This is a genomic window from Pseudomonas sp. Irchel s3a10 (assembly GCF_900187525.1).
In the GTDB taxonomy this organism is placed as follows: Bacteria; Pseudomonadota; Gammaproteobacteria; order Pseudomonadales; family Pseudomonadaceae; genus Aquipseudomonas; species Aquipseudomonas koreensis_G.
Genome location: NZ_FYDR01000008.1, coordinates 74,174 through 85,837, shown reverse-complemented (window position 1 = coordinate 85,837; position 11,664 = coordinate 74,174). Strand labels below are relative to the sequence as shown.

Below are 11,664 nucleotides of genomic sequence, written 5' to 3'. Positions count from 1 at the left end.
AACGTCGACCGCACCAGGTTTTCGGAACTTGAGGGCAAACAAGTACATGCGTTCTTCGTCGTAACCCGTGACTCTACATTCGTGGGTTTCTCCGCAATGCTCAGGTTCGAAATATTAGCCCAATGACTCAGACCATCCTCTAGCACTACTGCTGCGGCACGTTAATACGGATCGTGCCGCGGCAAGCGCTGCGACAACTGGTCCAGCAGCTTCTGCTCGCGCTTGTCTTCGAGGCGTTGCGCCTCTTCGCGGTAGCGCTGCACCCGTTTGCGCAGGAGAACCGAGGCCCTGCAGCTACTCCGCGACTGCCGCTTGTCGCCACTGTCAGATCTGACAGTAGACCGAGGAAAGAGGCATAGCCCTTAATCAAGCGGCAGCAATTTCGCTGCGCTCAGGTCAAAGGACTGCATCATGAACTCGCCTAAAGTTGGATTTTTCGAAGCACCGTTCCTGCATAACACCCAGTCACCACACATCATGACCTACGATGAATTCCTGGGTAGAAATCGCAAATGCACCGTGGTGGCGCGCTACCCTAATAAAATAGGCGAAACACTTACGCTTTACCTTATAGCCGACACCCCCTACCCCAGCCTGGATGTTATTGAGATCTATCGTGAGCAGGAGCTATGGGGCACGGACGTCGACCGCACCAGGTTTTCGGAACTTGAGGGCAAACAAGTACATGCGTTCTTCGTCGTAACCCGTGACTCTACATTCGTGGGTTTCTCCGCAATGCTCAGGTTCGAAATATTAGCCCAATGACTCAGACCATCCTCTAGCACCACTGCTGCGGCACGTTAATACGGATCGTGCCGCGGCAAGCGCTGCGACAACTCGTCCAGTAGCTTCTGCTCGCGCTTGTCTTCGATGCCTTGCCCCTCTTCGCGGTAGCGCTGCACCCGTTTGCGCAGGAGAACCGAGGCCCTGCAGCCACTCCGCGACTGCCGCTTGTCGCCACTGTCAGATCTGACAGTAGACCGAGGAAAGAGGCATAGCCCTTAATCAAGCGGCAGCAATTTCGCTGCGCTCAGGTCAAAGGACTGCATCATGAAATCGCCTAAAGTTGAACTTTTCGAAAAACCGTCCCTGCATAACACCGCGTCACCAACCATCATCACATACGCAGAATACGCATCTCGGAAATCCGCCGTTATCTCGCGCTACCCTGGTCAAAACGGCGACTTACTTATGTTTTACCTTATGGCCGACATCGGCTATCCCTTCTTAGATATGCTTACACCCACAGCTGATAGTTTTGAATTCCCTAAATATATCGACAGTGGCAATCATTCGATGTTTGTGGGCAAACAGATACAGGCGTTCTTCACCGTAATACGTCACTCCAGGCTTCTGGGTATTTCCAGAACGTTGAATTTCGAAATATTGGACAAATGACTCAGACCATCCTCTAGCACTACTGCTGCGGCACGTTAATACGGATCGTGCCGCGGCAAGCGCTGCGACAACTCGTCCAGCAGCTTCTGCTCGCGCTTGTCTTCGAGGCGTTGCGCCTCTTCGCGGTAGCGTTGCACCAGTTTGCGCAGGCCTTCGACTTTGGCGAATGCCTGCTGCCAGGCGTCGCGCGCCTTGATCAGGTTGTTCTGGTGCCAGACCAGACTCTGGCGCTGCTGGTCGATCGCGGTGTCCAGTTGTGCCAGAAAGCCGTGATAGCCCAGCAGCCATTGCCCGGAAACCCCGTCGCTGCCGCGCACGATCCACTGTTCCTGATAATCCAGTCGAAAGGCGTCGAGGTCGGCGAGTTTGCTTTCAGCGACTTTGACCTGACCCTGAAAGTAACCCAGGCGCTGCACGGCGGTTTTCTCGGCCTGTTCGGCCATTTCCACCACCGGTGCCAGACGTGCTGCGCGACTCACGGCCATGGCCGGTTACCCACCCGCCGCAGGCGCGAACAGGGTTTCGAGGTAAGCCTGGCTCTCGCCCATGTTGATCTTGTCGTTCAGGCCCTGCCGCTGGTAGCGGGTCAGTTGCGGTTGCAGCGAGATCGCCAGATCGGTCTCGCGGTCGCCACCGGCGACGTAAGCGCCGACGCTGATCAGGTCGCGGCTCTGCTGATAGCGCGACCACAGCTGCTTGAAGTACTGCGCGCGCTGCATGTGCTCCGCCGAGACCACGGCCGGCATCACCCGGCTGATCGACGCTTCGATGTCGATGGCCGGGTAGTGCCCTTCTTCGGCCAGACGCCGGGACAACACGATGTGGCCGTCGAGCACGCCCCGCGCCGAGTCGGCAATCGGATCCTGCTGGTCGTCGCCCTCGGACAATACGGTGTAGAACGCAGTGATCGAACCGCCGCCCTTCTCCGCATTACCGGCGCGCTCCACCAGTTTCGGCAGTTTGGCGAACACCGAGGGCGGATAGCCCTTGGTCGCAGGCGGCTCACCGATGGCCAAGGCGATTTCCCGCTGGGCCTGGGCGAAACGGGTCAGCGAATCCATCAGCAACAGGACGTTCTTGCCCTTGTCGCGGAAATACTCGGCGATGCGCGTGCAATACATGGCCGCGCGCAGACGCATCAGCGGCGCATCGTCCGCCGGCGAGGCGACGACCACCGAACGCTTGAGGCCTTCTTCACCGAGAATGTGCTCGATGAACTCTTTAACTTCTCGACCCCGCTCACCGATCAGACCGACGACGATAATGTCGGCCTCGGTGAAGCGGGTCATCATGCCCAGCAGCACCGATTTACCGACACCGGTACCGGCGAACAGGCCCAGACGCTGACCACGCCCGACCGTCAGCAAACCGTTGATGCAACGGATGCCGACGTCCAGCGGTTCGTGAATCGGGTCGCGGTTCAGCGGGTTGATCGTCGGGCCGTCCATCGGCACCCAGTCCTCCGCCTTCATCCCGCCCTTGCCGTCCAGCGCGCGTCCGGCGCCGTCGAGTACACGACCGAGCATGCTCATGCCCATCGGCAGGCGACCGGTTTCGGCCAGCGGCACCACGCGGGCGCCCGGGGCAATGCCGGCGACGCTGCCGACCGGCATCAGAAAGACTTTGCTGCCAGAGAAGCCCATGACTTCCGCTTCCACCTGGGACGGGTGATAGCTGTCGTCATTGATGACCAGGCAGCGCGTGCCCATGGCGGCGCGCAGGCCTTCGGCTTCGAGGGTGAGGCCGACCATACGCAGCAGGCGGCCTTCGAGAATCGGCGCGCCGGCGATTTCAGTGGCGTCGGCATAGGTGCTGAGGCGCTTGGCGAAACTGGTGCGTTCAAGGCGCATCGGAGGTGTCCGCGAGCGGCTCTTGCGGCGCAGCCGCCAGTTGGCTTTCTTCAGGAATGTCCAGGCTCAGGTCCGGCGCGGCCGGGTGCAGAGCCTGTTCGTGCAACTGGTCAAACAGTTTGGCCATGACTTGGGTCACGCGGGTCTCGATGCTGGCGTCGATGCGGCTGTGCTCGGTTTCAACCCGGCAACCGCCCGGCAGCAGCGAGTCGTCTTCGACGATGCGCCAGGATTCCTCATGACGCTCGCGCAAGGCCTTGGCCTGCTCGAAGTCCTGCGGATTGACGTACAGACGCACGTTGTCCACGCCCAACGGCAGCAGCTTGAGCGCGTCGCGCATGACGTGTTCGATCTGGCTGGAATCGATGGCCAGTTCGCGCTTGATCACCTGTTTGGTGATGTGTTGCACGAGGTCGACCAGCGACTTTTCGATCTGGGTGTCTTGCTCGGCAATCGGCTCGAACAGGTGGGCCATCAGTTGCTCGAGGCTGGCGAGTTTCGCCGCCAGCGCTACTTCGGCCTCCTGACGCACCTTGAGCGTGGCGCTGTGAAAACCTTCCTTCTCGCCGATGCCAAAGCCCTCGTTGTAAGCCTCCTGACGGATGCTTTCGAGTTCTTCCAGGGTCAGTGGCTGGACTTCTTCCAGCGGCACTTCTTCCATTTCCGGCGGTTCGGGCTCCGGTTCCGGCTCGGGTTCCGGTTTCGGCGGATCGAAGCTGGGCAGCGCCCAGGATTCGAAACCACGAACATCGCGGGCGCGGATCAGATCCGTCACTGACTCGTCATGCTTGTCCATGGGCTTAGATCATTTCCTCGCCGCCCTTGCCACCGAGCACGATCTCGCCGGCTTCGGCCATGCGACGGGCAATGGTGAGGATTTCTTTCTGCGCGGTTTCCACGTCGCTGACGCGCACCGGGCCTTTGGCTTCGAGGTCGTCGCGCAACAGTTCGGCCGCACGCTTGGACATGTTCTTGAAGATCTTCTCTTTGACGCCTTCGTCCGAACCCTTGAGGGCCAGCACCAGCACGTCGGAAGACACTTCGCGCAACAGCGCCTGAATGCCGCGATCGTCGACATCGGCCAGGTTGTTGAACACGAACATGAGGTCTTCGATCTGACCGGACAGGTCTTCGTCGACTTCGCGGATCGAGTCCATGAGCTGGCCTTCGATCGAGCTGTCGAGGAAGTTCATGATGTCCGCCGCACGCTTGATGCCACCCAGGGTGGTGCGCGAGGCATTCGAGTTGCCGGAGAACTGCTTCTCGAGAATCTGGTTCAGCTCTTTCAGGGCGGCCGGTTGCACGGTGTTCAACGACGAGACGCGCAGGATGATGTCCAGACGCACCTTGTGGTCGAAGTTGCCCAGTACTTCACCGGCCTGATCCGGGTCGAGGTACGCCACCACGATGGCCTGGATCTGCGGGTGTTCGTAACGGATCACGTCGGCAACAGCGCGCGGCTCCATCCATTTCAGGCTGTCGAGGCCACTGGTGTTGCCACCGAGCAGGATGCGGTCGATCAGGCCGTTGGCCTTGTCTTCACCCAGCGCCTGGGTGAGCATTTTGCGCACGTAGTCGTCGGAGCCGACGCCGAGGCTGGTCTGGTCGCCGACGATGTCGACGAACTCGCTCATGACCTGCTCGACCTGCTCGCGATGGACGTTGCCCATCTGGGCCATGGCCACACCGACACGCTGAACCTCTTTGGGGCCCATGTGGCGCAGCACTTGCGCGGCATCGGTCGAACCCAGGGACAGCAGCAGAATCGCGGCTTTGTCGACCTTGGTCAGTTTGACGGTTGCGGCTCGGTTATCACTCATCTGCGTTAATCCACTCTTTCACGACCTGAGCCACGCGACCCGGATCCTCGGCCACCAAGCTCTTGATTGCATTCAGTTGTGCGTCGTAACCCTCACTCGGGCTCGGCAACAGAATGCTCTGCGGACCACCGAGGCTCACGCGGTCGTTGGCCAGGTCGCCGTCCAGGCCGCCCATGCCACCGAGTTCCACGTCGCTGCCCAGACCGGCCAGCTCCTTGCCTTTGCCGCCGCCGGTGATGTTGTTCAACACCGGACGCAGCACACCAAACACCAGCACCAGGATGAACAACACACCCAGCACTTGTTTGACGATGTCCCAGAACCATGGCTGGGAGTAGAACGGAATATCGGCAATCACTTCACCGCGCTCGGCGGAGAACGGCATGTTGATCACGCTGACGCTGTCGCCACGGCTGGCATCGAAGCCGACCGCGTCCTGCACCAGACGGGTGAAGCGCGCCAGTTCGTCGGCGCTCCACGGCGCACGGGTGGTTTCACCGTTGGCCGCGTTGACCTTGACCTGATCGTCGACCACCACCGACACCGACAGCCGATTCAGGCGACCCTGCTGCTGTTTGGTGTGGCTGATGGAACGGTCGAGCTCGAAGTTCTTGGTGGATTGTTGACGCTTGTCCGCCGGGTACGGCGCGAGCATCGGCTGGCCGGTGGCCGGGTCCATGATCTGCTGACCGTTGGCATCCACCAGTGGCTGGCCGGGTTGAATCATGCCGGCCGGCGCTGCAGCGCCACCGGTGGTTTGCGGTGCCGAGGCTGGCGCCGGTGGCTGGTTGCTCAGGGCACCCGGCACACCTTGCGGGCCATTGCTGGCGGTGCGTTGTTCATTGACCGACTGCTCGCTGCGCAACGCCGGTTGGTCCGGGTTGAACTGCTCGGCGGTGGATTCGACGGCACTGAAATCGACGTCGGCCGAGACTTCAGCCTTGTAGCGATCGTTGCCCAGTACCGGCTGCAGAATGTTGTGTACGCGCTGGGTGAGCATGCTTTCCATGCGGCGGCTGTAATCGAACTGCTTGCCGGCCATGGTCATTTCGGAGTTCTCTGCCTGATCGGAGAGCAGGTTGCCCTTCTGATCGACGACGGTGATCTGCGATTTGCTCAATTCAGGAACGGAGGTCGCCACCAGGTTGATGATCGCCACCACCTGACCCGGCTCCAGCGAACGCCCGGAGTACAGCTCGACCAGTACCGAAGCGCTTGGCTTGCGTTCATCACGCACGAACACCGAACTTTTCGGAATCGCCAGGTGCACGCGAGCGCCCTTGACGTTGTTCAGGCTGGAGATGGTGCGCGCCAGTTCGCCTTCCAGACCACGACGGTAGCGGGTCGCTTCCATGAACTGGCTGGTGCCCAGACCCTGTTCCTTGTCGAGGATTTCGAAACCGATGTTGCCGTCGCTGGGAGTGACACCAGCGGCCGCGAGCTTGAGGCGCGCACGGGACAGGTCATCGGCCTTGACCAGCAAGGCGCCGGAGTTCGGCTCGACGGTGTAGGGAATGTCGGCGGAGGCCAGGGTATCCATGACCTGCTTGGCGTCCATGCCGGCAAGGCTGCCGTACAACGGACGGTAATCCGGCTGCTGCGACCACAGCACCACGGCAAAGCCAATCGCCACGCTCGCAGCCAGGCCGACCAACAGGCCCACCTGACGCAGCATGGTCATCTCGGAGAGGTTTTCCAGGAAGGACAGGCCGAACAGCGGCGGTTTGCCGTCTATCGGGGTGGCCTTGGCCGGAACGTTATCGGCGACTGCTTCTGCCATGACTCAATCTCGTCCTTAAACCGGCATCTGCATGATGTCTTGATAAGCCTGAACCAGTTTGTTGCGCACCTGGGTCAGAGCCTGGAACGACACGCTGGCTTTTTGCGAGGCGACCATCACGTCCGTCAGATCGACGCCGCTCTTGCCGATTTCAAATGCGTTGGCCAACTGAGTCGACGCCTGCTGGGTATCGCTGACTTTATTGATGGCCTGACCGAGCATGTCGGAAAAGCTGCTGCCTGCCAGTTCTGGGACGGCGGCAGTCGATTTCGGCGTGGCCATGGCGTCCATTTTCATGGCCTTCATGTCCATCATCAACCGATTAAATTCAATACCTTGGCTCATGGTCTACTCTCTTGGGCGGCCCGCAATTTTTTGACACTCACTCGGCGGGTACACAGGTGTTAGCAACAAGGGTGCCAGCTCGGCGGACTTATTCTATAAAAGCCCATCAAGGCACCGCGTCAGGTGCAGGCACCGCGAAATCACTGTGGGAGCGGGCTTGCTCGCGAAGAGGGAGAGTCAGTCGACATGTTCGCAACTGACCCTGCGCTTTCGCGAGCAAGCCCGCTCCCACAATTGACCTGCGGCGAGTTTCAGGTGGCGAACAGATAGCCTTCGACATCCATTCCCGCATCGCGCATCTGCGCCAGCTTGTAGCGCAGGGTGCGCGGGCTGATACCGAGCTTTTCTGCGGCTTCCTTGCGCCGGCCACGTTCGGTGCGCAGGGTGTCGATGATCATCTGAAACTCCCGGCGCCGCAGGTCATCGCCCAGCGCGCCGGCCGATTCGGCCTCGACTTCGATCTCGCGTACCAACGGCTGCAGCGGCGCAACGACCGGCGCAGCGGTGTAAGTCACTGCGCCGGTCAGACAGAAATCCTGCGGCTGGATCAAACCACCCTGCTGCAGAATCAGCGCCCGTTGAATCGCGTTATCCAGCTCACGCACATTGCCCGGCCATGGGTAACCCGTCAGACAAGCCTGGGCTTGCGGCGAGAGCTTCGCCGCCGCGTGCTTCATTTTATTGACGTGTTTGTTCAGCAATCGCTCGGCCAGCGGCAAGATATCGGCAGTGCGCTCGCGAAGTGGACGCCAGGCCAGGGGGAAAACCGACAGACGGTAAAAAAGGTCTTCACGGAAACGCCCCGCCGCCACTTCGCCGGCCAGATCACGGTTAGTGGTGGCGACCACGCGAATGTCCAGGGTGATCGGCTTGCGCGCGCCGACGCGCTCGACTTCACGCTCCTGCAGCACCCGCAGCAACTTGGCTTGCAGGCCCAGGGGCATTTCGGAAATTTCGTCGAGCAGAATGGTGCCGCCATCGGCCTGTTCGAACTTGCCGGCCTGCGCCGCGATGGCACCGGTGAACGAGCCTTTCTCGTGGCCGAACAGCGTGGCCTCGAGCATGTTGTCGGGAATCGCCGCGCAGTTGATCGCAATGAACGGCTGATTGGCACGATGGGAATGCTGGTGGATATAACGCGCCAACACCTCCTTACCGGTGCCGGACTCGCCGGAGATCAGCACTGTGGAATCACTGCGCGCCACCCGCGCCGCCAGTTCGAGCAACTGCGCGCTGGCCGGCTCGACCGCCACCGGACCTTCGCAATCTGTGGTGCTGATGCTGCCCAAGGCATGTCGCGACACCAGGTCCAGTAGAGCCTTGGGCTCGAACGGCTTGACCAGATAATCCGCTGCGCCCTGACGCATCGCATCCACCGCACGCTCGACCGCGCCGTGTGCAGTCATCAGCAGCACCGGCAATTGCGGCTGCCGGGCACGCAGCAAACCGAGCAGTTGATGGCCATCCATGCCGGGCATGTTGACGTCGCTGACCACCAGACTGAACGCTTCGCGCTCGACCGCCTGCAACGCCTCTTCGGCGCTGCCGACTGCATGGTAGTCGTGGCCTGCCAGCAACAGCGTATCGGCCAGCGCTTCGCGCAACGAGCGGTCATCCTCGACCAGCAAAACCTTGATGCCCATGACGTTTACTCAGCTCCGTGTACAGCGGAAAACAGCGGCAGGATCACCTGCGCGCACGTGCCGCGCCCGACCCGCGAGCGCAACTGCAATTCTCCCTGATGTGCCCGGGCCACTGCCTTGACCACGGTCAGGCCCAGCCCGGTGCCGGTGACTTTGGTGGTGAAAAACGGTTCGCCAAGGCGCTCAAGCACCAGCGGCTCGATGCCGCTGCCGCTGTCGCTGACGCACAGGCGCAGGCTGTTGTCGCGGGTGTAGCAATGCACCTTCAGGCGCACGTTGCCATCGCTGGCCTGAATCGCGTTTTCGATCAGATTGAGAATCGCCCCGACCAAGGTGTCGCGGTTGCACAGCAGTTCGCCGGCATGGCTGTCGCACTGCCAGCGGATTGGCAGATCCTGCACATGGGTCAGCGCCGCCGCTTGCAGCGACTGCATCAAGGCATTCGGGGTGATGCGGTCGGTCAGCGGCAACTCGCCACGGGCGAACACCAGCATGTCGCGCACCTGATGCTCCAGCTCATGCAGGCGCTCTTTGAGGCGGCCGGCAAAGCGCTGTTGGGTGGCGACAGGCAATTCCTGCTCAGTCAAATGACTGGCGTAGAGCAACGCGGCAGATAACGGCGTGCGGATCTGATGGGCCAGCGAGGCGACCATGCGTCCCAGCGACGACAGACGCTCATGGCGCGCCAGTTGATCTTGAAGGTGGCGGGTTTCTGTCAGGTCGTTGAGCAACACCAACTGGCCCGGTTCGGCATCCAGCGAGCGGGTGGCGATCGACAGGCGTCGACCGTTTTTCAGCGAGATTTCATGACCGTCGTCTTCACGCGGGGCGAAGCAACGGGCGATGACGTGGCGCCACAACTCGCCTTCCAGCGGCAGCCCCAACAGGTCGATCGCTGCGGGATTGGCTTCGCGCACCATGCCGTGGCCGTCGATCACGATAACGCCACCGGGCAACAGATCAAGAAGGTTTTGCAGACGATTGGCCAAACGCTCTTTTTCGGCCAGCTCCTGCATGCGCTGGGCACTGACCACCGCCAGCTCGCCCTTGAGCTCGGTAACCCGGGCTTCAAGCATGCTGTAGGAATCGGTCAGTTGACTGGACATCTGATTGAACAGCGCGAACGCGTGCTCAAGACCCTGACGGCTCGCCTGCTCTACGGACGACGGTTGCCCCTCGGCATGGGAGGCAGATGACATCTGGGCGTGGGGCATTGTGTTCTCTCGCTTGGCTGACCGTCAGTTAAACGGAACGTTGCGAGGGATGTAGCAATACCCGTGCCTAAAAAAAACTGCTTATAAATGAAGGCGTTGAAAAACAGGCGTCAATCATCCGCCTGTTCGTCTCCTTCGCGCCGGCTCATGCCGTACTTGCGCATCTTCTCCACCAGCGTAGTGCGACGAATGCGCAGGCGTTCGGCAGCACGCGCCACAATGCCATTGGCATCGTCCAGCGCCTGCTGGATCAGGCCCTGTTCCAGACCACCGAGGTAGTCCTTCAGGTCCAGGCCTTCCGGCGGCAGCATCGCATTGGCGGTAAAGTCCGGCGTATGACCGTTGATCGCCACACGCTCTTCGAGATCGCTGCGCAGGCTGTCGACCATCTGCTCGTCTTCGTCGTCGACGTAGCGGAATTTCTTCGGCAACTCGACCACGCCGATCACCCCGTACGGGTGCATGATCGCCATGCGCTCCACCAGGTTGGCCAGCTCGCGGACGTTGCCCGGCCAGCCGTGGCGGCACAGCGACATGATCGCTGCCGAGTTGAAACGGATCGAACCGCGCTTTTCGTGCTCCATGCGCGAAATCAGTTCGTTCATCAGCAGCGGGATGTCTTCGACGCGCTCACGCAGTGGCGCCATTTCGATCGGGAACACGTTCAGGCGATAGTAGAGGTCTTCGCGGAAGGTGCCGATCTCGATCATGCTTTCGAGATTCTTGTGGGTCGCGGCAATGATGCGCACGTCGACGCTCTGGGTCTTGTTGCTGCCCACGCGCTCGAAGGTGCGCTCCTGCAGCACGCGCAGCAATTTGACCTGCATCGGCAGCGGCATGTCGCCGATTTCATCGAGGAACAGCGTACCGCCGTTGGCCAGTTCGAAACGTCCGGCACGGCTGGTGATCGCGCCGGTGAAGGCGCCCTTCTCGTGGCCGAACAGTTCGCTTTCCAGCAGCTCTGCCGGGATCGCCCCGCAGTTGACTGGCACGAACGGCGCGTCGCGACGCTTGGAGTGGTAATGCAGGTTGCGCGCAACCACTTCCTTGCCGGTGCCGGACTCGCCGAGGATCAGTACGCTGGCGTCGGTATCAGCCACTTGCTGCATCATCTGACGGACGTGCTGGATCGCCCGGCTGGTGCCGACGAGGCTGCGGAACAGGTTGGGCTCGCGATGACGGCCGCGCTCGCGAGCCTGGTCGTACATCTCGCGATAGACCTGGGCACGGTGCAGGGAGTCGAGCAGTTTGCTGTAGCTGGGCGGCATTTCCAGAGTCGAAAGCACGCGGCGGCGCTGGTCTTCCGGCAGGTCGACGGAAGAATTATCGCCCATCAGCAAAACCGGAAGGAACTCATCCCACGTCGAGAGTGTCTTTAACAAGCCCAAAAGTGCACCCGGAGCATTTACCGTCCCGATCAGTACACAGATGACCTCACGACTCGATGACAAAGAGCCGACAGCCTGCTGCCAGTCATGGCTGCCGCAGGGTAAATTTTCTTCGCCGAGAAAATTTAAGATCACCGCCAGGTCGCGGCGGCGGACGCTATCGTCATCGATCAGCAGAATTTTGGTTTCACGCCACATGCAATAGCAACTTCCCTAGTCAACTCAA

At 60.9% G+C, this 11,664-nt stretch carries 11 protein-coding genes and 2 pseudogenes; 2 read left to right on the top strand and 11 right to left on the bottom strand.

What is annotated here, in order from left to right:
* Positions 1 to 161: 161 nt before the first annotated feature.
* Positions 162 to 275, bottom strand: a pseudogene (locus CKW11_RS21880) (flagella biosynthesis chaperone FliJ); the annotation flags it as partial.
* A gap of 136 nt (positions 276 to 411) precedes the next feature.
* Between CKW11_RS21880 and CKW11_RS21875 the strand changes: the two are divergent.
* On the top strand, positions 412 to 765 hold the full coding sequence (locus tag CKW11_RS21875) for a hypothetical protein (protein WP_095139372.1): 354 nt from the start codon (positions 412 to 414) through the stop codon (positions 763 to 765).
* Positions 766 to 800: 35 nt separating this feature from the next.
* Here the strand turns inward: CKW11_RS21875 and CKW11_RS21870 are convergent.
* A pseudogene (locus CKW11_RS21870) lies at positions 801 to 914 on the bottom strand (flagella biosynthesis chaperone FliJ); the annotation flags it as partial.
* A 136-nt stretch (positions 915 to 1,050) separates the two neighbouring features.
* Here CKW11_RS21870 and CKW11_RS21865 point away from each other — a divergent pair.
* Complete coding sequence (locus tag CKW11_RS21865) at positions 1,051 to 1,398, top strand: hypothetical protein (protein ID WP_095139371.1); 348 nt, start codon at positions 1,051 to 1,053, stop codon at positions 1,396 to 1,398.
* Between the two features lie 35 nt (positions 1,399 to 1,433).
* On the opposite strand, the gene fliJ is transcribed toward CKW11_RS21865, so the two are convergent.
* The 9 genes from fliJ to CKW11_RS21820 form a co-directional block, all read right to left on the bottom strand.
* Positions 1,434 to 1,883 carry a flagellar export protein FliJ gene (gene fliJ / locus CKW11_RS21860; RefSeq protein WP_095139370.1) on the bottom strand — a complete coding sequence of 150 codons (450 nt, stop codon included), beginning with the start codon at positions 1,881 to 1,883 and terminating at the stop codon, positions 1,434 to 1,436.
* A 6-nt stretch (positions 1,884 to 1,889) separates the two neighbouring features.
* Positions 1,890 to 3,248, bottom strand: coding sequence for a flagellar protein export ATPase FliI (gene fliI, locus CKW11_RS21855; RefSeq protein WP_007966241.1), 1,359 nt, complete (start codon positions 3,246 to 3,248; stop codon positions 1,890 to 1,892).
* Entirely contained in the window at positions 3,238 to 4,044 is an 807-nt protein-coding gene (gene fliH, locus CKW11_RS21850; protein ID WP_095139369.1) for a flagellar assembly protein FliH, read from the bottom strand. Before fliH ends, fliI begins: the two co-directional genes overlap by 11 nt.
* Before the next feature lie 4 nt (positions 4,045 to 4,048).
* Positions 4,049 to 5,068: a flagellar motor switch protein FliG gene (gene fliG, locus CKW11_RS21845; RefSeq protein WP_016771079.1), complete on the bottom strand. Its 1,020-nt coding sequence runs from the start codon at positions 5,066 to 5,068 to the stop codon at positions 4,049 to 4,051.
* Positions 5,061 to 6,848, bottom strand: a complete 1,788-nt coding sequence (fliF, locus tag CKW11_RS21840) for a flagellar basal-body MS-ring/collar protein FliF (protein WP_095139368.1) — start codon at positions 6,846 to 6,848, stop codon at positions 5,061 to 5,063. The genes fliG and fliF overlap by 8 nt, the downstream gene beginning before the upstream one ends.
* A gap of 15 nt (positions 6,849 to 6,863) precedes the next feature.
* The gene (fliE, locus tag CKW11_RS21835) at positions 6,864 to 7,193 is read right to left on the bottom strand and encodes a flagellar hook-basal body complex protein FliE (RefSeq protein WP_025111944.1); all 330 of its coding nucleotides are present in this window, start codon (positions 7,191 to 7,193) and stop codon (positions 6,864 to 6,866) included.
* A 251-nt stretch (positions 7,194 to 7,444) separates the two neighbouring features.
* Complete coding sequence (locus CKW11_RS21830; RefSeq protein WP_095139367.1) at positions 7,445 to 8,836, bottom strand: sigma-54 dependent transcriptional regulator; 1,392 nt, start codon at positions 8,834 to 8,836, stop codon at positions 7,445 to 7,447.
* 5 nt (positions 8,837 to 8,841) lie between these two features.
* The gene (locus CKW11_RS21825) at positions 8,842 to 10,035 is read right to left on the bottom strand and encodes a PAS domain-containing sensor histidine kinase (protein ID WP_177409043.1); all 1,194 of its coding nucleotides are present in this window, start codon (positions 10,033 to 10,035) and stop codon (positions 8,842 to 8,844) included.
* Between the two features lie 125 nt (positions 10,036 to 10,160).
* On the bottom strand, positions 10,161 to 11,636 hold the full coding sequence (locus CKW11_RS21820; protein WP_003222863.1) for a sigma-54 dependent transcriptional regulator: 1,476 nt from the start codon (positions 11,634 to 11,636) through the stop codon (positions 10,161 to 10,163).
* Positions 11,637 to 11,664: the final 28 nt, after the last annotated feature.

What these genes read in the sequence shown, in the direction of transcription:
- CKW11_RS21875 (WP_095139372.1), top strand. Translation starts at nt 412, where the DNA reads ATGAACTCGCCTAAAGTTGGATTTTTCGAAGCACCGTTCCTGCATAAC.
- CKW11_RS21865 (WP_095139371.1), top strand. Translation starts at nt 1,051, where the DNA reads ATGAAATCGCCTAAAGTTGAACTTTTCGAAAAACCGTCCCTGCATAAC.
- fliJ (WP_095139370.1), bottom strand. Translation starts at nt 1,883, where the DNA reads ATGGCCGTGAGTCGCGCAGCACGTCTGGCACCGGTGGTGGAAATGGCC.
- fliI (WP_007966241.1), bottom strand. Translation starts at nt 3,248, where the DNA reads ATGCGCCTTGAACGCACCAGTTTCGCCAAGCGCCTCAGCACCTATGCC.
- fliH (WP_095139369.1), bottom strand. Translation starts at nt 4,044, where the DNA reads ATGGACAAGCATGACGAGTCAGTGACGGATCTGATCCGCGCCCGCGAT.
- fliG (WP_016771079.1), bottom strand. Translation starts at nt 5,068, where the DNA reads ATGAGTGATAACCGAGCCGCAACCGTCAAACTGACCAAGGTCGACAAA.
- fliF (WP_095139368.1), bottom strand. Translation starts at nt 6,848, where the DNA reads ATGGCAGAAGCAGTCGCCGATAACGTTCCGGCCAAGGCCACCCCGATA.
- fliE (WP_025111944.1), bottom strand. Translation starts at nt 7,193, where the DNA reads ATGAGCCAAGGTATTGAATTTAATCGGTTGATGATGGACATGAAGGCC.
- CKW11_RS21830 (WP_095139367.1), bottom strand. Translation starts at nt 8,836, where the DNA reads ATGGGCATCAAGGTTTTGCTGGTCGAGGATGACCGCTCGTTGCGCGAA.
- CKW11_RS21825 (WP_177409043.1), bottom strand. Translation starts at nt 10,035, where the DNA reads ATGTCATCTGCCTCCCATGCCGAGGGGCAACCGTCGTCCGTAGAGCAG.
- CKW11_RS21820 (WP_003222863.1), bottom strand. Translation starts at nt 11,636, where the DNA reads ATGTGGCGTGAAACCAAAATTCTGCTGATCGATGACGATAGCGTCCGC.